21 protein-coding genes are annotated in these 20227 nt (G+C 53.7%); 4 read left to right on the top strand and 17 right to left on the bottom strand.

Features of this window, described 5'->3' with window-relative positions; genetic code table 11:
* Positions 1-24 precede the first annotated feature (24 nt).
* Both ctrA and sciP read right to left on the bottom strand, forming a co-directional pair.
* Positions 25-744, bottom strand: coding sequence for a response regulator transcription factor CtrA (gene ctrA / locus BUC32_RS07400; RefSeq protein ID WP_073251175.1), 720 nt, complete (start codon positions 742-744; stop codon positions 25-27).
* 96 nt (positions 745-840) lie between these two features.
* Positions 841-1119 (bottom strand): CtrA inhibitor SciP, encoded by a 279-nt coding sequence (gene sciP / locus BUC32_RS07405; RefSeq protein WP_073251176.1) that lies wholly within the window; start codon positions 1117-1119, stop codon positions 841-843.
* Positions 1120-1241: 122 nt separating this feature from the next.
* On the opposite strand from sciP, the gene mnmA reads away from it, so the two are divergent.
* Positions 1242-2387, top strand: coding sequence for a tRNA 2-thiouridine(34) synthase MnmA (gene mnmA, locus BUC32_RS07410; protein ID WP_073251178.1), 1146 nt, complete (start codon positions 1242-1244; stop codon positions 2385-2387).
* Positions 2388-2399: 12 nt separating this feature from the next.
* On the opposite strand, the gene BUC32_RS07415 is transcribed toward mnmA, so the two are convergent.
* From BUC32_RS07415 to pyrH, 15 genes are all read right to left on the bottom strand, one after another.
* Positions 2400-2978 carry a hypothetical protein gene (locus BUC32_RS07415; protein WP_073251180.1) on the bottom strand — a complete coding sequence of 193 codons (579 nt, stop codon included), beginning with the start codon at positions 2976-2978 and terminating at the stop codon, positions 2400-2402.
* 1 nt (position 2979) lies between these two features.
* Positions 2980-4137, bottom strand: coding sequence for a lipid-A-disaccharide synthase (gene lpxB / locus BUC32_RS07420; RefSeq protein WP_073251182.1), 1158 nt, complete (start codon positions 4135-4137; stop codon positions 2980-2982).
* Positions 4137-4940 carry an LpxI family protein gene (locus BUC32_RS07425; protein ID WP_073251184.1) on the bottom strand — a complete coding sequence of 268 codons (804 nt, stop codon included), beginning with the start codon at positions 4938-4940 and terminating at the stop codon, positions 4137-4139. The genes lpxB and BUC32_RS07425 overlap by 1 nt, the downstream gene beginning before the upstream one ends.
* Before the next feature lie 4 nt (positions 4941-4944).
* Positions 4945-5742, bottom strand: coding sequence for an acyl-ACP--UDP-N-acetylglucosamine O-acyltransferase (gene lpxA, locus BUC32_RS07430; protein WP_407695245.1), 798 nt, complete (start codon positions 5740-5742; stop codon positions 4945-4947).
* A gap of 6 nt (positions 5743-5748) precedes the next feature.
* The gene (fabZ, locus tag BUC32_RS07435) at positions 5749-6213 is read right to left on the bottom strand and encodes a 3-hydroxyacyl-ACP dehydratase FabZ (RefSeq protein ID WP_073251186.1); all 465 of its coding nucleotides are present in this window, start codon (positions 6211-6213) and stop codon (positions 5749-5751) included.
* Between the two features lie 73 nt (positions 6214-6286).
* Positions 6287-6787: an OmpH family outer membrane protein gene (locus BUC32_RS07440; RefSeq protein ID WP_245815147.1), complete on the bottom strand. Its 501-nt coding sequence runs from the start codon at positions 6785-6787 to the stop codon at positions 6287-6289.
* Positions 6788-6853: 66 nt separating this feature from the next.
* A complete protein-coding gene (bamA, locus tag BUC32_RS07445; RefSeq protein WP_073251188.1) occupies positions 6854-9208 on the bottom strand; it encodes an outer membrane protein assembly factor BamA in 2355 nt (784 codons plus the stop codon).
* A gap of 181 nt (positions 9209-9389) precedes the next feature.
* Complete coding sequence (locus BUC32_RS21125) at positions 9390-9524, bottom strand: hypothetical protein (RefSeq protein ID WP_281248968.1); 135 nt, start codon at positions 9522-9524, stop codon at positions 9390-9392.
* Between the two features lie 86 nt (positions 9525-9610).
* Entirely contained in the window at positions 9611-10960 is a 1350-nt protein-coding gene (gene rseP, locus BUC32_RS07450) for an RIP metalloprotease RseP (RefSeq protein WP_073251189.1), read from the bottom strand.
* Positions 10961-10983: 23 nt separating this feature from the next.
* Entirely contained in the window at positions 10984-12147 is a 1164-nt protein-coding gene (gene dxr, locus BUC32_RS07455; protein WP_073251264.1) for a 1-deoxy-D-xylulose-5-phosphate reductoisomerase, read from the bottom strand.
* Positions 12147-12923 (bottom strand): phosphatidate cytidylyltransferase, encoded by a 777-nt coding sequence (locus tag BUC32_RS07460; RefSeq protein WP_073251191.1) that lies wholly within the window; start codon positions 12921-12923, stop codon positions 12147-12149. Before BUC32_RS07460 ends, dxr begins: the two co-directional genes overlap by 1 nt.
* Complete coding sequence (locus tag BUC32_RS07465; protein ID WP_139280674.1) at positions 12920-13645, bottom strand: isoprenyl transferase; 726 nt, start codon at positions 13643-13645, stop codon at positions 12920-12922. Before BUC32_RS07465 ends, BUC32_RS07460 begins: the two co-directional genes overlap by 4 nt.
* A gap of 24 nt (positions 13646-13669) precedes the next feature.
* Positions 13670-14233, bottom strand: a complete 564-nt coding sequence (gene frr, locus BUC32_RS07470) for a ribosome recycling factor (protein WP_073251265.1) — start codon at positions 14231-14233, stop codon at positions 13670-13672.
* Between the two features lie 107 nt (positions 14234-14340).
* Positions 14341-15846 (bottom strand): SH3 domain-containing protein, encoded by a 1506-nt coding sequence (locus BUC32_RS07475; protein WP_073251195.1) that lies wholly within the window; start codon positions 15844-15846, stop codon positions 14341-14343.
* 74 nt (positions 15847-15920) lie between these two features.
* Positions 15921-16652, bottom strand: a complete 732-nt coding sequence (pyrH, locus tag BUC32_RS07480) for a UMP kinase (RefSeq protein ID WP_073251268.1) — start codon at positions 16650-16652, stop codon at positions 15921-15923.
* Between the two features lie 119 nt (positions 16653-16771).
* On the opposite strand from pyrH, the gene miaA reads away from it, so the two are divergent.
* From miaA to BUC32_RS07495, 3 genes are all read left to right on the top strand, one after another.
* Positions 16772-17653 (top strand): tRNA (adenosine(37)-N6)-dimethylallyltransferase MiaA, encoded by an 882-nt coding sequence (gene miaA, locus BUC32_RS07485; protein WP_073251270.1) that lies wholly within the window; start codon positions 16772-16774, stop codon positions 17651-17653.
* An 83-nt stretch (positions 17654-17736) separates the two neighbouring features.
* Positions 17737-18669, top strand: coding sequence for a helix-turn-helix domain-containing protein (locus tag BUC32_RS07490; protein ID WP_083599270.1), 933 nt, complete (start codon positions 17737-17739; stop codon positions 18667-18669).
* A gap of 468 nt (positions 18670-19137) precedes the next feature.
* Positions 19138-20223: an ABC transporter permease gene (locus BUC32_RS07495; RefSeq protein ID WP_073251274.1), complete on the top strand. Its 1086-nt coding sequence runs from the start codon at positions 19138-19140 to the stop codon at positions 20221-20223.
* Positions 20224-20227 lie beyond the last annotated feature (4 nt).

Consider the following 20227-nt stretch of genomic DNA (forward strand, 5'->3'; position numbering starts at 1 on the left):
AGGCTTGAGGTCCAGAGGAACTACTTAGGCCTGCAACGCCATCCGTTCCTGATCAAGACGTTCGGTCGGTTGAGGATCACGCAATACATAGCCCCGCCCCCAGACCGTCTCAATATGGTTATCGCCACCCGTGGCCTCGCTCAGTTTCTTGCGAAGTTTGCAGATAAAGACGTCAATAATCTTTAATTCAGGCTCGTCCATGCCACCGTAAAGATGCTTCAGGAACATTTCCTTAGTCAGAGTTGTACCTTTGCGTAGGGACAGCAACTCAAGCATTTGATATTCTTTGCCAGTCAGATGCACAGGTTTACCATCCACGTCCACGGTTTTGGCATCCAGATTAACCGCAATCTTGCCAGTGTGAATCACCGACTGAGAATGACCTTTGGAACGCCGAATAATAGCATGAATACGCGCTACCAGTTCTTCACGGTGAAATGGTTTGGTAAGATAATCATCTGCCCCAAACCCAAACCCTTTGATTTTGCTTTCGGTGTCATCCGCACCTGAAAGAATCAAAATCGGCGTTTCAATGCGTGCCAACCGCAACTGGCGCAATACCTCGTGGCCATTCATATCTGGAAGGCCAAGGTCCAGAAGAATCAGATCATAGTCATAAAGCTTAGCCAGATCGATGCCTTCTTCTCCAAGATCGGTGGCATATACGTTCAAATTCGCATGGGTCAGCATCATTTCAATGCTTTTTGAAGTTGCCGGATCGTCTTCTACCAACAGCACACGCATGACAGGTTCCTCGTTTAAAGTATCGTGGTTGCTGTTAACCTTGGCGAAAAAAGGTTAACCACTGGTTACTGTTGAAACGAGTTTTACACACACAACTTATGGTTGTCTATATTTCTGAACGTTTGTCGCTTTGAGTGCATCCGTACCATGCTGCGACACGGCCTGCAGCCATTCGCGGAATTCATCATCGCTCAAACCGTATCTGTCGAGCGCTTCTGCCTGTGTTATCAGGCCATATAACACCCCCCGTACGACAGCCGCTTTGCGCGAGGCCACCCAACGCCTGGTGTTCACCGGTGGTAAATCTGCCAAAGACATCACGTGACCACTGGCTGTGGTCACGGTTCTTGGCCCCTCAACTTTCTTTAAATACATGCCCTATCCCCTCACATTCAGGGCGATTCTGACGGATCAGCCTTAACGAGGCGTGAAACTGCCCCTTGAGAGTAGTTAGGATTTTCCTATATTCTCATCGACTTCTGATCGGAGATAAAAACATGGCGCTCGATAGCGACGCGAACCTGAATTCCCTTGGCTTTGCCAAGCCCCCTGCCGAGACCCGCGTGGTTGTGGCCATGTCGGGTGGCGTGGACAGTTCGGTAGTGGCCGCCAAACTGGCAGACGAAGGTTACGACGTTGTTGGGGTAACGTTGCAGCTTTATGACCATGGCGCGGCTCTGGCCAAAAAAGGTGCGTGCTGTGCGGGGATTGATATCCATGACGCGCGCCATGTCGCCGAAGAAAAGGGTTTCCCACATTACGTGTTGGATTATGAAAACATATTTCAGGACGCCGTGATCGATGAATTTGCCGATAGCTACCTCGCGGGCGCAACCCCTGTGCCCTGTATCCGCTGCAACGAGCGGGTGAAATTCAAAGACCTTTTGGAGACAGCCAAGGATCTGGATGCAGATTGCATGGCTACCGGCCACTATATTCAGCGCAAAACAGGCCCAAATGGCCCTGAGTTGCACAGCGCCGAAGACGCCAATCGCGATCAAAGCTATTTCCTGTTCTCCACAACACCAGAACAGCTAGACTATCTGCGATTTCCTTTAGGGCATTTGCCCAACAAGGATGCGACCCGTGCGATGGCATCTGAGTATGGGCTGGCCGTGGCGGACAAGCCCGACAGTCAGGATATCTGCTTTGTGCCCGATGGTGACTATGCCAGCGTGATTGAAAAACTGCGTCCCGGCTCTGCAGAGCCCGGAGAGATTGTCGACCACGAAGGCAATGTCCGTGGCACCCACAACGGGGTGATCCACTATACGATCGGTCAACGTCGCGGCCTTGGCATCGGGGGGCTTTCCACGCCGCTTTATGTCGTGCGGTTGGATGTGGACGCCAAACAGGTGATCGTCGGCCCCAAGGAAATGCTAACTACTCGAGTCATTCCGGTGCGCGAGATCAACTGGCTGGGCGATGAACCTTTTGAGAGCCGCGCCGAATGGCATGTGGCTGTTAAAGTGCGGTCAACCCGCCCTCCACATGACGCGATCATCCGCCCTACGGGTTCTGATACGGCCGAAATTGAACTGCTCACCCCGGAAACGGGTGTGTCTCCGGGTCAGGCTTGTGTGTTTTATGACACCGAAAGCAGCCGCATCTTTGGCGGTGGCTGGATTTGGCGTGGGTATTGACCTGGCGGCGGTCTAGATCGTGTCAGTGGCACTGTTGGCCAACACATAAAGACCGACAGCGATCATGGCATAGGGGCCAAGTTTCTCTAGTTTGGCAATCCAGCCGCCGCTGAACGCGGCCCCACGTGCCAATGTAAGCCCCAGTAACCCAAGACCCAAAACCGCAACCCCAGCCCCAATCAGGGCGGTTATGCGCAACGCCGGCAGCGTATCAGCCATCAGAGGGGCCAGGACTGCCAGACTGTCGGTGGACAAGCTGAGAAACAGTACTGTGCTCGCCAGCAGCGTAGCACCAGCGGAAACCGGCATGTCACCCTCTCCTAGGCCCCTCCATTGGCGCCAAACCCCCATGCAGCCCAATATCAAGGGAATAAATCCCAAATAGCCGGTCCAGCCCGGCATGGTCTCGTCCGCGCCTTCGGCAATCAGTAAGGCAATCACCAAAACAGTTGCTTGTGCCGCCAAATATCCTCCCAGCACACGCGGTCGATTTGAAGTCAGCAGCAACGCGACCATGACGGCTAGATTGTCGAGGTTGGTGGCAACCATCGCAAAGCCAGAGGACGCGGCCATCGCCAGATGCGCCAGCATATCAGCCCTTCACCCCCTCAATCACCGCCTGCGCTGCACGCAGACCAGGACGTGCCTGCCCTTTGCCTAAAAGCTCCATGGTTCGTGCCATCGCCTGATACTGGGTCTCGGGGTGTTCCAGAATTTCCAGCAAGGCAGGCGCAATTGCGTCGGCGCGAAAATTCGGCCCCAAAAACTCGGGCACCACGCGGGTATCGCTCACCAGATTGACCAATGTCACCGTATCAATCAGCGCCATTCGGCTCATGATCTGCCAACTTAGCCAGCTTAGGTTATAGGCTATCACCATCGGAGTCGCGCTGGCCGCCAACTCCAGCGACACGGTGCCCGACGCAGCCAATGCCACATCAGCTGCTCTGAAAGCCGCGCGTTTTTGCGTCACAGCGGCTGTTTCGTCCATACTATTTGGATCTAGGATCACTGGAGGTTGAGGCCAGCTTGCGGCCAATTCTTTCACCAGATTGGCCACCGGGCTTGCTGCGGGCAAAACTACCTGAAGATCCGGCCGCACCTGCTTCATCCGGGCCACCACATCGCCAAAGGCGGGCGTCAGACGAGACACCTCGCCTTGGCGCGATCCGGGTAACGCCACCAGTAATGGTGCGTCCCCGATGCTGTGGGTGTCGCGGAATGCCTGAACTTCGGCCTCTGTCGCGACAGGTTCGTTCACCACCGGGTGCCCAACAAAATCGCAACGCATACCAGCCGCTTGCATATATGGCGGCTCAAACGGCAAGAGCGCCAGCACTTGATCAATCACCTTGGCCATTTTCGCCGCTCGTTTGGGGCGCCATGCCCAAACAGAAGGTGCGACGTAATGCACTGTGCGAATGGCACTGGCGGCTTTGACTTCTTTTGCAACACGCAGGCAGAAATCAGGGCTGTCGATAGTGACCAAAACATCGGGCTTTTCATCAAGCACAGCCCGCGCTGTCTGATGCATCCGTTTCAACAAATGGCGGTACTTCGGCAGTACCTCGGCAATGCCCATGACACTCAATTCATCCATTGCGAACAAACTGTTCATGCCTTTTGCCTGCATCAAAGGACCGCCGACGCCTTGGAAATTCACGTCAGGAGAAAGCTCCTTCAACCCCTCCATAAGGGCCGCGCCCAGCCTGTCGCCGGACAATTCGCCCGCGATCAGGAACACCTTCATCAGAGCACCTGCCCCAGAAGGAACAAACCAGTCTCGTTCAGCGCTTTCAGTGTGTCAGCACGGTCCAGCAACACAACTTTACCCGATGATACCACAATGCCGTCGAGCCCAGCTGCCGCAGCATTGCGCACCGTTTCAGGTCCAATCGCGGGCATATCAACCCGCAAATCCTGTCCCCGTTTCGGGGCTTTGACCAGAACACCGCCCTTGGCGCGGCGCAGATGTTCTGGCGTGTCTGCAACGAAACGCAACAACGCATCTGTGCCCTGCAAGGTTTCAATGCCCAGACAAAGGCCTGCAGAGACAACCGCCCCCTGCCCGACATCCAGCGGCGACAAAGCCAACAGTATGTCCGTGGCGCGGCCTGCGTCTGCCAGTTGCGCATCACTTGGATCAGGGCCCGCAATCACGCCATCAAGGACTGTGATCTCTGGTAGCAGATCATGTGCGCCAACCACCGCAAAACCCTGTTCTTCAAATACAGTAATAATCAGGCGCAAAATGGCATCATCGCCGCCTTGCATAGCCGCCATCAGACGAGGCGCGAGTCGCATCATAAAAGGATCAAGCTGCGTCGGATCAAGGGCCGGTCGGGACATGGCACCAGCCAGCACCACGCGTGTCACGCCGCGCTGCTTCAGATCCTCAAACAGGACGCTCAACTTTTCAAAGCGATGTTGTGCCAATGGGGCCTGCATGGCATGATCGACGCCGTGAAATACCACCCGCACAGCTTCGGGGTACGCATTTGCCAACGTAACCGGTAACGCGCCTGCCCCGGAAAGGATCGCAAGATCGCTCATCACGTCAACCCGGCGTCAGATATGAGCGATCCGTTTCGCCCAAAACAAAGTCGACGATTTCCTGCACATACACACTGTCAAACTCTTCGCCCATGCGCTTGGCGCGTTCCTGAAACGCGCCTTCGCCCTGAGCCATCATCTGAAACGCAGCCCGAAGCGCTGTGATATCGGCGCGCGATACACCCCGACGCTTGAGGCCAACCAGATTCAAGCCGTCCAACTTACCGCGTGGCCCTTGCACCAGCCCATGTGGAATCACATCGTTAGTGACCATCGACAGGGCCCCGATTATGGCGCCTTTACCAATGCGCACCCATTGATGAATGCCCGATAGTCCGCCGATGATAACATCATCTTCAATAACGCAATGTCCAGCGATAGCGACAGAATTCACTATCACAACCCGATCCCCAACGATGGCATCATGCGCGATGTGACAGCCCGCCATATACAACCCGTCATCGCCGACTTTGGTTAACCCACCTCCGCCTTCGGTGCCGGTGTTCATGGTCACATGTTCACGGATACGATTACGCTTTCCAATCACGAGACGGGTATCTTCGCCCTTGAACTTCAGGTCTTGCGGAATTTCTCCGATGACAGAAAACGGAAACACAACTGTGTCTTCTCCGATCTCAGTATCTCCAGTCACAACGACATGAGACTTCAGCACCACACCCTTGTGCAGAACAACATTGGCTCCAATCACGCACAAAGGGCCGACTTCAACCCCTTCCGCGATCCTGGCGCCATCCGCTACAACCGCTGTTGAATGCACATTGGCCAGTTCAGAAATCGCCATAAGCGCCTACTCCTTGGGCAAGTCCATCATAGCCGTAAACTCGCATTCACAGGCCATTTCACCATCAACAGTCGCGATGCCCGAGAATTTCCAAACACGCGCGCCCGGCTTACCGCGCAGAGTCTCAAGACGCATTTCAAGCACGTCCCCAGGTACCACCATGCGACGGAATTTGCATTTGTCGATCGACATGAAATAGACCAGCATTTCCTTATCAGCCATGTCCAGTTCGACCCCCACCATAACAGCAGCGGTCTGCGCCATAGCTTCGGCAATAGTCACACCGGGCATAATGGGTTTTCCGGGAAAATGCCCCTGGAAATGTGGTTCATTCATGGTGACGTTCTTGATGCCCGTCGCCGATTTGTACCCGTCGATGTCAATGACCTTGTCCACCAAAAGAAACGGATAGCGGTGTGGAATAATTCGCTGGATCAAACCGATATCGGCGGTTTTGAGGTTTTCAGACATCAGGTGCTCCTGCAATTGTTCTCTGCTCGTTATGAAATAGCCCTAACAATCTCAGCCCAATTGGGCAAGCCGATCACTGATCGCTGCTTAGGTTCGTACCATCTCCGATGGTTTGGTTCAGCCGCCCAATCGCGACGTCTGTGATGTCAATAGCGTCCACCGACACAAGGATCGAACGGCGTTCCAAGATCATGCCTGCTCCGGCTTCGCGCATCAATTCAATCAAAATAGGCCGTGCGGCCTGTATGAACACCGAGCGCTCCCGGTCGCCAATTTCACTAATTGACCGTGCCTTGCCATCCTGAAAGGTGCGGATTTGCTGTACACGTTCGTCAAACGCATCCGCGACTGCCTTGAAATCCTCTGGTTCCATGGTTTTGCGGATATCAGTCAAACGCTTTTCTTCCGCAGCCAGCTCGGCTTCAATTTTGCGGTTTTCCGCCAAAAGAACAGATTGTTCAGCCTCAATCTCAGCGGCCACACGCCGGCCAAAGGCCGATTCCACAAACAGTCGATCAGATTCGACTGTCAGTATCGGAGACTGTGGAACGGCGGCGGTTTGGGCGACAGACATGCCAGCCCAAAGCACTAGAAAAACAGCGGCGCGCCACACAGATATGACGCGCCCCATCATCATCAATCAGAACTGAGCGGAAATGGTGAAGTCAAAGTTGCGTTCCCGATCCAAAGCCTCTTTCTTTAGAGCCTTCGTAAAGTTGAACCGCAACGGGCCGACAGGCGTCTCCCAGAAGATAGAAAAGCCAATCACATGCCGCCAGCTCAGGTCTTCATAAAAGACCGTTCCGACACCCGAATTCTGGTCTAATCCCCAAACCGAGCCCACATCATAGAAGAAACCACCGTTCACGCCATATTCTTCCGGCAGCCCCAATGGAAACTGCGCTTCAAAACGGGCCACAGCAAAGTATTTTCCGCCCAACGCATCATCCTGAACGCCCGCCTGATACTCCCTTGGGCCTACACCCAATGGTTCAAACCCGCGCAATTGTTTGCTTGAAAGGAAATATCTGTCTGTCACACGGCTATCATCATTGGGAGAGTACAAGGCGCCCCCTTCAAATGTCGCGAACAGTCTGACTTCCTCCTGAAGGACTCTCGTTTCGGCCACTGCTCTGGCAGAGGTCGCGACAAACTCATAGTCGCCACCCAGGCCACCAAAATCCTGGCTGAATTCAAGCAGCACACCACGGTTCGGATCCAGACCTTTGAAACGGGTATCATAGCCATAGGTGTACCCGAGTGAACTTTTCCAGATGTCACCACGTGCCGCCTCGTTATCAATCAACGAGCCGGGGATAGACTGACCAGAACCGACTGTCATTTTGTTGTTTGTGCCAGTGTAACGAAGTTCTAAGCGGCCAAACTCGCTGACAGGAAAAGCAAGAGTCGGTTTGATTTCACCGATACGCGTGACCCAACGAGCCTCATCAGGTTCCTGCTCTTGGAAACGAAATTCCAACCCTGCAGCCAAATCGCGCCCCAAAAAGGCGGGCTCGATAAAGGTAAACGAATAGTCTTCCAATTCAGACGCCGTCGCGAGCGACAAAGACAGATACTGTCCTCGACCAAGAAAGTTTCTTTCGGCAAATTCAATCACAAGTCCGATACCGTGGTCGGTCGAAAATGTACCACCAAATTTAAGCGACCCCGTTGGCTGTTCAACAACATCCACATCCACAACAACCTGATCGGGAGACGACCCTTCGCGTGCATTCACCTCGGCTGTTTCGAAAAAGCCCAAAGCCCGGATACGTTCCGCACTTTCACGAATTTCCCGAGGATTAAAGGGGTCCCCTTCAACCGAACGGAATTGATGACGGATCACACGATCCAGAGTAGCAGTGTTTCCTTCAACATCAATACGCTCAACAAAGATGCGTGGGCCGCGAACAACAGCAAACTCGACGTCCAGCGAAAGTTCACGTTCGTTGCGGGTGACGCGGGGATCAACCCGGACAAAATCGTGGCCGTGACGTAAAGCCAGGCGTTCCAGACGCGCAATAGAGTTTTCTATCAATGTTGGGGAGTAAACCACCCCAGGCTTAATCTTGAGAGCTTCCATATACTCGACAGCATCAATCGCGTCGATTTCACTGACAACGCTGATTTCACCAAAGCGGAACTGCTGTCCTTCCTGAAGATTGAAGGTCAGGAAATACCCATCACGTTCCCGCGAAAGCTCTGCGTTCACACCGGTGGTTCGGAAATCCACATACCCACGCGACAGATAGAAATCCCGCAACAATTGCTTGTCGAACTCTACGCGGTCAGCGACATAGGTGTCCTTCTTGATCAGCGCACGGAGCAGTCCGGCTTGCTTTGATCCCAGTACCCGCCGCAAACGGCGATCAGAATAGTGCTGGTTGCCAACAAAACTGATCCGTTCAACTTCGGAAATACCACCTTCAAAGATTTCGAACACCAGATCTGCGCGGTTGTCACTCCGGCGAATGATTCGAGGGGTCACACGCGCTGCCAGCCGGCCAGATTGCGAATAGGCCTCAGCAATGAAGGCTGCATCTCGTTCAGCGACAGTTGGGTTCAGAACTTTACGAGGTTGCGACTCGATGGCCGACAGCAACGCGTCATCTTTGAGGCGTTCATTGCCTTCAATACTGATACGGTTGATCGTCGGGTACTCAACAACCTTGATATCAAGGCGACTTCCGCGCGGTGTCAGTTCGACCGTCTCGAAAAGACCACTGTCAAGAATTCGCTGATAAGCGCCGTTAATTTGGCCCGCGGTAACAACTTTGCCCGTTTCGATACCAGCATAGTTCAAGATCGCAGCAGATTCTATCCGCTGGTTTCCGTCAACTTTAATCGAGTTGAACTTGTATTCCTGTGCGCCTGCTGTACTTGGCAGAGCAAGCAAAAGCGCTGTAATTAAAACAAAAATGGCCATTACGGCCTGCTGCAGCCAGGTATCTTTTACTGCCCGAACCTGTACTGCTGCCCCTATATGATTGGTCATATCCCAATTCCTGCAAGACATCCCAGATGGCATGTGACTACCGGGAATAGCCATTGATGTCAAAACGCCAAACTGTCCCGAAGCATTTTTATTTTATCCACAGACTTATCCACAACAGGAAACGACCCGCCTTCATGAACAGAAAGCAGGTCGCATTACCGAAAACTTTGGAAGTGTAAGTCTAGAAAAGACCCAACGATCCGATATAGGCAGCCGTTACCAGCCCGGCCAGAATTGCAGCCGGAAACAAAAGCCGGTCCCAGTTTATGACAAACAGGAGACTAATCGCTCGGTAGCCATGTCCAATCGTTTGCATCGGTCTTATTCCACTCACTTGGTTGCTTACTCAAATCTACCCCCGAAATAAGGCAGGAATGGGGCAGCACTGTGCTGGAACCTAGATCATGGGCAACGAATGGTATCGTTGAGAAGTCCAAAAACCATCAACGACAACACCAAAAACAGACCAATACTCATCAGAACACGCAGTGCCTGATCACTTGGCGGACGGCCGACCACAGCCTCGTAGGCAAAGAACACAAGATGTCCACCGTCCAGCATCGGAATTGGGAAAAGGTTCAACATACCAATGGCTGCCGACAACACACCGATAAACCACACAAAGCTCATCACACCCTGACTTGCCATCGCCCCGGACGTCTGGGCTATCCCCACCGGACCTGAAAGATTACAGCTAGAAATGGCGCCGGTTATCATATGATAAAGACCTGAAACTGAGCCTTCAATGATGCGACCGGTCTGGACGATTCCACGCCACACAGCATCGCCGGCAGGCACGGACTGCGTCGCGGGGTCAAAAGCCAGCCCTCCCCCAATGCCGATACGCCAATACGTCTTAAACCCACCTTCAGCCTGAGGTTCATCCATACGGCGCGGTACCAGAGTGAATTCCAAGGTTTCCCCCATGCGCCACACCGTCAGCAACATTGCGCGGCCCTCGCCGGTTTCCACAGCCTTTTTCAGCTCGGAAAAACCGGTAATACGGGTTCCGTCGATTGCGGTGATAACATCGCCAACCTCAAGCCCCGCAGCGTATGCTGCCGATTGCGGTGCCAAATGCGAGACAATAGGAGGATAGGGATAAGGGCCACTGGCCGAAACGCTCGAACCGTCGCGCATGACCTGATAATCCAGCGGTGTTTCCAGCGGAATCGCGTCTGAGAACGCATTAAATATTTGAACATCACCGAATCCTGGCATGGTTTGCCCGGCAATCGCGATAATCTCGTCCCCAGCCCGCAACTCATAGGCAGGCGGTGGTAAATCCTGCAACTCGCCAACCACAAGGTCGTCGCCAATCTGACCGCGGCTGATAAAAACCAGTGCAAAGATTGCGGTCGACAGAATAAAGTTAAAAACTGGCCCTGCAGCAGCAGTGGCAGCACGCGCCCAAAGAGGCGCACCATGCATCGTATGGCGCCGATCTTCTTCGCTCATTTCCGCCATGGCACCTTCGTCCTTGCCAGAGGCCGCGTTGGCATCGCCTTTGAACTTGACATAACCACCTAAAGGCAGGGCTGCGATCTGCCATTTGGTGCCGCGTTTATCAAATCGAGACCAAATCACCGGCCCAAATCCAAGCGAAAACACATCTGCGCCAATGCCGCTCCAGCGGCCGACAATGTAATGGCCATATTCGTGGATCGCCACAATCACCGACAGCGCCACAACAAAGGCGATGATGACCCAAAAAACGTTCCCAAAACCGGAAATTAGGCTAAAAATATCCACGTGTGTTCACCCTTGTTGCCGCTCTAGTGCCGCTCTGCCATCACAGCATCTGCCGTCTGTCGTGCGAGATGGTCTGTTTTCGAGACCGTATCAAGGGTCATTTCGGCATTAATATGGCGTCGATCCAAACGGGCCATCACTTCTTCGACAACCTCAGCCATTTCTAAAAAGCCAATGCGCCCTTCGATAAAGCCATCCATTGCCCGTTCTTTGGCTGCATTAAAGACCGCCCCGCTGAGACCGCCTGCCTGCATCACCTCATGGGCAAGACGCAAGGCCGGATAACGCACAAGGTCCGGATCGCGAAAATGCAGCTGGCCGATTTTCGCAAGATCCAGCCTTTCAACAGGCAGTTTACGACGAAGAGGCCAGTGCAAAGCATAGCCGATAGCGTGACGCATATCCGCAGGGCCAACATGCGCCATCAGCGCTCCGTCATTATAACCCACCAAGGCATGCACCATGGATTCAGGGTGTACCAAGACTTCAATCATCTCATGGGGGCAACCAAAGAACTCTTTTGTTTCAATGACTTCAAGTGCTTTGTTGAACATCGACGCGCTGTCAATTGTGATGCGCTGTCCCATGTTCCAATTGGGATGTGAAGACGCCTGCGCAGGCGTGGCGACGGCCATATCTTCAAGGCTCCAGTCGCGAAATGCACCACCGCTTGCGGTGATGATAATCCGCTCGACGGTGTCGAAATCTTCGCCCGCTAGCCCCTGAAAGACTGCGGAATGCTCGCTGTCTACCGGCAGAATACGCGCATTGTGCGCCTTGGCGGTACCCAGGATAAGGGGACCAGCCGTCACCAAAGATTCTTTGTTGGCCAGCGCCAGCACCGCCCCCTGTTCCAGCGCCTTCAACCCCGGAGCGAGACCCGCGGCCCCGACAATTGCAGACATGACCCAGTCTGCCGGGCGCGTCGCGGCTTCGCAAATAGCCTGATTGCCTGCAGCAGCCTCAACACTACTGTCGCCAAGCGCGGCCCGAAGTTCAGGCAGCAGATTTTCGTCTGCAATCACAGCGACATCTGCATTCAGATCGATAGCATCCTTGGCCAGCTGGGCAATATTCTGTCCACCGGTCAGCGCAACAACGTCATAGGCCTTGGGATCACGGCTGATCAGGTCGATGGTATTTTGCCCGATCGACCCGGTCGCTCCCAGAATAGAAACTTTGCGCATCATTGCCCCGCTGGCAGGCCGACGACCAAACCGACAACCATAACAAACAGCGCCGCCCCCATCATCGCATCAAACCGATCCAGAAATCCGCCGTGCCCCGGAATAAGATTTGAACTGTCTTTGACGCCCGTGCGCCTTTTTATTGCGCTTTCAGCAGCATCACCCATTTGAGACGAAAACGAGGTCAGTACGCTGATCACAATCAAATGAAAGCCGCCAAAAGCTGCCCCAACACAAGCTGCCGCAACCCAACCACCAATCGTTCCAGACCAGGTCTTTTTAGGACTGACCTTTGGCCAAAACTTGGGACCGCCGACAATCCGACCTACAAAGTAACCGGCAACGTCTGTCGCAATCACGACCAAAACCAACCACACGATCAGTCGAATGCCGTTAAAGTCGCGCAATAACATAAGGCCCAGACAGGCCAACATCAAAGCCGACGAATAAGCCGCGTAAATCAAACGATCTTTTGAAATTTGGGTCGCCCCTACAACCGCTGGGGCCAACAGGATTGGCAACATCGCCTGCTGTGGCACCAATGGAGCAACAAACAAAATGACGGCGCATAAAATTCCTAGTGGCAATGCCAGTTTCTGGTTGTTCGGTGACATCATTCTGGTGAGTTCCCAGATCATACCGCCGCCGACAACAGCCACCAGCCCGTGAAACCAGTTTCCACCCAGCCAAACCTCGACAACGCCGACCACCACCATGACAAAGGCAGACACCAATCTTGGGCCAAGGTCACCCCACTTGCCAGAAGCCCCGCTCACGCCTTCACCCCACCAAACCGGCGCTCGCGCCCTCCATATGAGGACACTAGGCTGTGAAACTCTTCGGCGGAAAAATCCGGCCAGAGCGTGTCGATAAATTCATACTCAGCATAGGCCGATTGCCACAGCAGAAAGTTTGAAATCCGGGCCTCGCCGCTGGTGCGGATCACCAGGTCCGGGTCGGGTAAAACGCGGGTATCCAGATATTTAGGCAATGTTTCCTGATCAACGTCTTCTGGATCCAAATGCCCGGTTGCAACATCTCTGGCCAACCGTTTTGTGGCGCGCGCCACTTCGTCGCGACCGCCATAGTTCAGGGCGATGGTCAAATTGGTACCGGTACAGTGTTCGGTCAGTTCTTCGGCTTCATCCATCAATCCGCGCAGCTTGCCGTCCAGCTTAATTCGGTCGCCAATGAACCGTACCCGGACATTACGCTTCACAAATTCCTGCATTTCCCGAAAAATGTAACGGCGAAAAAGGGACATTAATCCAGCCACTTCGATCTGAGTTCTTTTCCAGTTTTCCGTCGAGAACGCGAATATTGTCAGATACTTAACGTTATTTTCCGGACACGCTTCGACAATTTCTCGCACGCGACGAGCGCCAGCGTGGTGGCCAAATAGACGCGGCCTATTGCGGGCCTGCGCCCAACGTCCATTGCCATCCATAATAATGGCCACATGACGAGGACCGCCCGTGTCGGTGTGCTCTGAACCCAATTCTGCGGTCCCTTTTTTACTAATTCAGACCTGCATGATCTCGGCTTGCTTGTTTTCAAGCGCGCCGTCAACATTTTTGATATATTGGTCTGTCAAATCCTGAACTTCGGATTCCCAGAACTTCTGATCATCCTCGCCCAAACCATCAGACTTGGCTTTCTTAATCTGGTCCATACCGTCACGGCGCACATTGCGCACGGCGACACGAGCATGTTCCGCGTATTGTGCTGCGACACGGGCCAGTTCAGTGCGACGCTCTTCGTTCAGCTCTGGAATGGGCAACATAACGATTGTGCCGTTGGTCTGAGGGTTGATCCCAAGACCAGAGTTCATAATGGCTTTTTCGACCGCCTGCACCAGAGATTTATCCCAGACATTCACGGTGACCATTCGTGGATCAGGCACGTTCACAGTGCCAACCTGATTAATTGGCGTTCTTTGGCCATAGGCTTCGACCATAACGGGTTCGAGCATATTGGCCGACGCACGCCCGGTACGTAGTGACGAAAATTCAGTTTTCAGCGCCCCCATAGCGCCATCCATGCGGCGGGTCAGGTCGTCGGTATCAAGTTCAAAATCATCAGACATAGGTGTTGCTCTTGTCTTAGTTGGTCCGGTGCTTTGCGCCCCGGTCATTTTCTATATCCGGTTTCGCACAGTTTGCAGGCAGGATCAAACTGCAGTTGCGATTTTCATCAGTACCGCAAGAACTTGCCGCTCAAATACCCCTGTTGCCCGGACTGTGTTTCCACATGGTACCAGATTAAGTTGTCTTCAAAACACTGGTTGATGTCGCCCAGCCCCGATGCAGTCCCGTAAAGCGCCTTAAGCCCGCCCGGACCCGGCCCCATCCACTCGCACGAGCTGCGACAGGCTTCCGAAGCGCCCTCGGCCATTATGAAGGACTCTTCTTCGGAAGAGATCGGTGTCACCCTTTCCCCCAATGCGATTTGCGCGACCACTTCACCATCAAAGCCCGGCGAAGATCGCAGGTTGGTAAAGGACGTCACGCCACGAATTTGCGCTGACATGACCAAGCCAGAGCAGCGGGTTCTGAAAGACAGCAGCCCTTCATCTCGCGCTTTCTCGGCATTCACGGCGCGCAATTCAAGATTGCGCGCAACGGAATCTGCTTGGATCAAGCGCGTTCCGGGTGGCAAGAGCGCCAGCCGGGAACCGTCCGGTAGTGGAACAAGATCAGTGCTCCATGTTTCAAGCATCGGGTCGGCAACACCTGCGTCTTCACAGCGTCTTTCGCCGATTGTGACACCTTCTGCATCCATGAAACCACAGGCAGATAACTCGTAAAATCCGTCCCCAAAATTGCTCAACCGGATGATGCATTCATGATGATGATCCATGGCGCCAAAATCACCGAACACAACAAAAGACTTTTTCGAGGACGTCAACACTTCGACTTGCTCATCGTAGTCTGGCTGATCATCGTAGCTATAATCATTGTAGTCATCGATATAGCGCAGCTGCCAGATGGCCAGATTGTTGCAGGCAGTCAGCGCCGCCTGCTTGTCCATGGCGCGTGGCAGGGTCAAACCTTCAAGCCCAATATTCCAGCGTCCCGCCTTGCCCACAGTATCAATGTAGAAAAAATTCTCGCCCTTCCGTTCCATCATCACTTCAATCAGATCTGAGGCGATCATAGTCTCACTATGAGAGGCAAAATTCGCCAAACGCACAAACTCCAGCACCGTATCGATAGCCAGATCATAAGCACGCCCCAACTGTTCTGTATCGACCGAACCGCCGGATGGAAGACGTAGTTCAGGGCGGTGAAATCCCAATTGGGCGGTCACATGCATGCGGCGATCCGCGTTCAGCCCATCACCCGATCCGTGATCGGCATACTCTGTTCCCATCATGAACAAAACGGCACAGGCCGACAGACAGGTCGCGTTTTTGTCCAGCCGAGTTCGAATGCCGAACTCGTACAAGAACCGGCTCATTTTCAAAGCTTCGCCCAGCGATCCTCCTGGTCCATCCAGACACAGTGCCTCGTTATGGATGTTACCCTCAAATAAACCTTTGTCGATGTACCACGCCCGAAGTGTCTCAGCGTCCCCCTTGGTGATCTGCCCACTCAGCCGGGTTTGACAAATGTCGGAACCGGACACCGAAAGGTCCGCAGCCCAGGCACCCGGGGCCACAAAACACAAGGTTAAGATCAATTTCAAAAGATAGCGCAAGGTGGTCCTCCGGTGATGGTCAGGTTACTGGAACAGCACCAAGAATATCACATTATCAAGGAAAAAGCAGGATCTTAGCCAACCTTGGTATAGGTACCCCGACCTGCAAGAATGCCGCGGAACCCACCGGGCTCATCCAATGAAAACACAATGATGGGCAGGCTGTTGTCGCGCGCCAAAGCAATCGCAGAGGCATCCATAACGCCTAGACGTTTTGTCAGAACATCATCGTAACTCACCGTGTCATAGCGCACAGCGTCGTCAAATTTTACCGGATCTTTGTCGTAAACCCCGTCCACTTTGGTGCCTTTGAAAATGGCTTCACAAGCCATCTCTGAAGCGCGCAAGGTCGCGGCTGTATCGGTTGTGAAATACGGGTTCCCGGTACCGGCGGCAAAAATACAGACCCGCTTTTTCTCAAGGTGGCGCACAGCACGGCGTCGAATGTAGGGCTCGCAGACCTGATCCATCGGAATTGCTGAAATTGTGCGGGTAAACACGCCGAGTTCTTCCAAAGCGGACTGCATCGCCAGCGCATTCATCACGGTTGCCAGCATCCCCATATAGTCTGCCGTGGTGCGCTCCATGCCTTGCGCCGAACCCTGAAGCCCGCGGAAAATGTTCCCACCCCCGATGACCATACAAATCTCGACACCCAAATCATGCACGGATTTCACTTCTTCGGCGATGCGCTGAACCGTGGGCGGATGCAGGCCAAAGCCCTGATCTCCCATCAATGCCTCCCCCGAAATCTTCAGCATCACGCGCTTGTATGTGGTTTCGCTGTCGGGGGCTGCCTCAGTCATGTTGCACTCCATCTGCGCAAGGAATTAGGATCGGGCGCAAAATGTCGGAAAACACAGGCAGGTTCAATGCGCGATATCGATTCCTTGACCCATCGGCGGAAAAAAGACAAGGCTCACACATGACGGCCCTGCCCCAAATTGCACCGGATCAGCCTGTTTTGATTGCCGGGCCTACCGCAAGCGGCAAAAGCGCCCTAGCCTTGCAGATTGCAGAGGAACAGGGCGGCGTCATCATCAACGCCGATGCCATTCAGGTGTATGAAAACTGGCGTGTCCTGACAGCACGCCCCTCCGAAGACGACGAATCGCAGGCACGCCACGCGCTTTACGGGCATGTGGCATTTGATGCGGATTATTCTGTCGGGCATTGGTTGCGTCAGGTGGCGCCATTGTTGCAAGGACCCGAGCGCCCGATTATTACAGGTGGCACCGGCCTCTATTTCACCGCGCTAACCCAAGGGTTGGCTGAAATTCCGGCAACACCACCCGAGATACGCGCCGAAGCGGATGCCCGTGTAGCCAGCGAAGGATTCCAAGCATTGCTTGATGAGTTGGATCCGATGACCACAGCGCGAATCGATCAGCAAAACCCTATGCGGGTTCAGCGTGCCTGGGAGGTGCTGCACACAACCGGGCGTCCTTTGGCCGAGTGGCAAGACAACACCCCCGCCCCCTTGCTGACCCCGGAGCTGCCTGCGTCTATTGTGTTTGATGTTGACCGGGACTGGCTGAACGAACGGATTGGCCGCCGCTTTGATCTGATGTTGGAACAGGGTGCATTGGACGAAGCCCGCGCCAACCTCGCCCATTGGGCTGTTACACACTTGTCTTCAAAGGCGATAGGTGCACCTGAATTGATCGCTCATTTGCGTGGCGAAATAACGTTGGCGCAGGCGCGCGAAGCTGCAACCATTGCCACACGTCAGTTTGCCAAAAGGCAGCGCACGTGGTTTCGCTCAAAAATGCGTGACTGGTTTGCGTATAAGCCAGATGCTTCATAAGCGGTTTTGGCAATGGCAAAGCTCTGCTGATGGACCCAAAGTGACTTGCCGAATCCGAACCCTGCTGACATATATCACCGCAGATGAGCTCTAAGAATTTACATATCCCGTCATTTATGGCCCGCCCGCAAGCCGGTGCGATGGCCCGGCGAGAGGTCGGCGCGCCTCTGAAAGATCCGATCCAAAAAATTATTACTGAACCGTTGTTACAACATCCGGTTCAGCACACAAATGGCATTCAAGTGATGACCCTTGCGCAAATGACCCATGGCGGTCTTTGGCAGTTGGAGCAGTTGCATGTGCGCGATCATCATCTGTTTCTTTGGATCACCCGCGGTCAAGGTCGGCTTTTGCTGCATGGACTGCGGCGAGGTTTCGGCGCACACAACGCTATTTTCATTCCCGCGGGCAAACTTGCCTCCATCGAAGTCGGGCGACATATTCAGGGTCAGGCTTTGATCATCCCAAATAACGGACGTGTGCAATTGCCGGATCGTACGCAGCAACTGCGCCTGCAGGACGGCCTTGCGCAGGCCGAATTGACCGGACTGTTTGATGATCTGCGTCGCGAGTTGCACGAAGATCGCCCATTTGTGAATGAATCGCTGACGGCCATTGCTTCTCTGGTGTCGATCTGGTTGCGGCGTCAAATGCAAATTCAGGGGGCGCCTCCGCTGGCCAGTGCTGCCGAACGCATTGTGCGCCGGTTTTGCGATATTCTGTCGGACAACTTCCAATCTGGCCGACCGATGCAGGATTATGCCGAAGACTTAGGCATCACTCCAACGCATTTGACCCGCGTGTCGCGCCAATGCTCGGGATTAACTGCAGCCGACATGGTGAGTCAGGTGGTCCAGCATAAAGCCCGGATCATGCTGACCCAAACCGACTTACCTATCAACGAAATCGCAGACAAACTTGGTTTCGGTAGCGCGGCCTACTTCACCCGCTTCAGCCAACAGCATTTCGGCGCGGCCCCAAGCCAGGTTCGCAAGACCGCCGCGCCGCGCGGTTAGAATCGCAGAGCTGAAAAAACGGAAACGGTCCCCCAAAATGCCCTTAATGAACTGCTGAAAGCCTGTTTTCGACACCATCAATGTCGTTTTTAGCCTCTTAAATGACGAACAAGATCATTGACCCATAACCATTTTTAGTGCCGAATGCCCGATACAACAATAGATCGGGCCGCCTAACGGCTAAATATCCGGTCAAAAAAATGAAAGAGGCTTGCTCTGCGCACAGAGAAAAGCTTTTTCACTAGGGGGAAATTTATGCTCGCATTCAACTGCGTTCTTGTGTCCGGTATTTGCCTGGCTTTGATAGTCAGATTGCAACCAGAACTCAAACCGGCCAAGCAGCGCGCGATCACCTCTAAGGCAAACTGATTTAACAATTGGCGGCATCCAAACCGGAGCTGCCTTTTTCGTATGCCAGCGCCGCATTTGCAGTTGCAGGCTCACCGAAACAGACCAACAGGGAACATTATGGGACTGTTTATACTCAGACGGGTCGGAATGATGATTGTGACGGCAATTTGCTTGACGTTCATCGTTTTCTTTATGACCAACCTCTACCCCAACCTTGAGAAGCTGGCAAAATCCCAAGGCAACTTCCGTATGTCGGATGAAGCCGTGGCGTCCTATCTTTCGGATCGCGGATATTTGCAACCAGCACCAATCAAATACGCCCAATGGCTGGGCCTCATGCCCGGTTATAAAACCGTCAAAGAAGACGGCAAAACCGTTGGTAAATGCGTGCGGCCCGGTGTTGCTCCAGAAGATATGCCTCGGTATTGCGGTATTTTGCAGGGCGACTGGGGTTTTTCAACTGTGGCTAAAGCGCCGGTGGCCGAAACCCTGGGAAAAAGGTTGAAGAACACAGGTAAGCTGATGTTCTGGGTCATGGTTGTAATGGTGCCCTCGGCACTGGTGATTGGTGTGCTGGCGGGAATGAACGAAGGCAGCCGCACGGACCGGTCTTTGTCAACAGTCTCAATTCTTTCCACTGCGACGCCAGAGTATGTCTCTGGGGTTATTTTCATTGCGCTACTGGCCTCAACGCGCAACGGTTTGGGACCCATTTTACATGAATGGGGATGGATCGAAGGCAAAGCCTTGTTCAAAGGCACAGCCAAGACGGCCATGGATAAGGCCACCTTTCAGAACTTTACCCTGCCGGTCCTAACCGTTGCCTTGTACGGTATGGGCTATATCGCGCGTATGACACGGGCCTCAATGGCCGAAGTTATGACGGCGCAATATGTGCGGACTGCCCGCCTCAAGGGGGTGAGTTTCCGCAATATCGTGATGAAACACGCTCTGCGCAATGCGCTTATTGCACCTTTTACAGTGATTATGCTGCAGTTTCCCTGGCTGTTGAACGGTGTGGTGATTGTTGAGACCCTGTTTTCCTATTCCGGCTTTGGCTGGCAGTTGGTGAACGCCGCGGGCAACAATGATATCGAGATGCTTTTGGCGGTCTCGGTGGTTTCGGTTTTCGTGGTTCTGGTGACCCAGCTGATCTCTGATATCGGCTATGTCTACCTCAACCCACGCATCCGTATTTCTTGAGGGA

Origin of the sequence: Shimia gijangensis (genome assembly GCF_900142085.1) — a bacterium.
Classification (GTDB): domain Bacteria; phylum Pseudomonadota; class Alphaproteobacteria; order Rhodobacterales; family Rhodobacteraceae; genus Shimia; species Shimia gijangensis.

Coding starts and splice junctions, on each gene's coding strand:
- BUC32_RS21125 (WP_281248968.1), bottom strand. CDS start 9,524: ATGCAAACGATTGGACATGGCTACCGAGCGATTAGTCTCCTGTTTGTC.
- ctrA (WP_073251175.1), bottom strand. CDS start 744: ATGCGTGTGCTGTTGGTAGAAGACGATCCGGCAACTTCAAAAAGCATT.
- sciP (WP_073251176.1), bottom strand. CDS start 1,119: ATGTATTTAAAGAAAGTTGAGGGGCCAAGAACCGTGACCACAGCCAGT.
- lpxA (WP_407695245.1), bottom strand. CDS start 5,742: ATGGCGATTTCTGAACTGGCCAATGTGCATTCAACAGCGGTTGTAGCG.
- BUC32_RS07425 (WP_073251184.1), bottom strand. CDS start 4,940: ATGAGCGATCTTGCGATCCTTTCCGGGGCAGGCGCGTTACCGGTTACG.
- BUC32_RS07440 (WP_245815147.1), bottom strand. CDS start 6,787: ATGTCTGTCGCCCAAACCGCCGCCGTTCCACAGTCTCCGATACTGACA.
- mnmA (WP_073251178.1), top strand. CDS start 1,242: ATGGCGCTCGATAGCGACGCGAACCTGAATTCCCTTGGCTTTGCCAAG.
- BUC32_RS07495 (WP_073251274.1), top strand. CDS start 19,138: ATGGGACTGTTTATACTCAGACGGGTCGGAATGATGATTGTGACGGCA.
- dxr (WP_073251264.1), bottom strand. CDS start 12,147: ATGCGCAAAGTTTCTATTCTGGGAGCGACCGGGTCGATCGGGCAAAAT.
- BUC32_RS07415 (WP_073251180.1), bottom strand. CDS start 2,978: ATGCTGGCGCATCTGGCGATGGCCGCGTCCTCTGGCTTTGCGATGGTT.
- frr (WP_073251265.1), bottom strand. CDS start 14,233: ATGTCTGATGATTTTGAACTTGATACCGACGACCTGACCCGCCGCATG.
- lpxB (WP_073251182.1), bottom strand. CDS start 4,137: ATGAAGGTGTTCCTGATCGCGGGCGAATTGTCCGGCGACAGGCTGGGC.
- fabZ (WP_073251186.1), bottom strand. CDS start 6,213: ATGTCTGAAAACCTCAAAACCGCCGATATCGGTTTGATCCAGCGAATT.
- miaA (WP_073251270.1), top strand. CDS start 16,772: ATGACGGCCCTGCCCCAAATTGCACCGGATCAGCCTGTTTTGATTGCC.
- BUC32_RS07490 (WP_083599270.1), top strand. CDS start 17,737: ATGAGCTCTAAGAATTTACATATCCCGTCATTTATGGCCCGCCCGCAA.
- pyrH (WP_073251268.1), bottom strand. CDS start 16,652: ATGACTGAGGCAGCCCCCGACAGCGAAACCACATACAAGCGCGTGATG.
- bamA (WP_073251188.1), bottom strand. CDS start 9,208: ATGACCAATCATATAGGGGCAGCAGTACAGGTTCGGGCAGTAAAAGAT.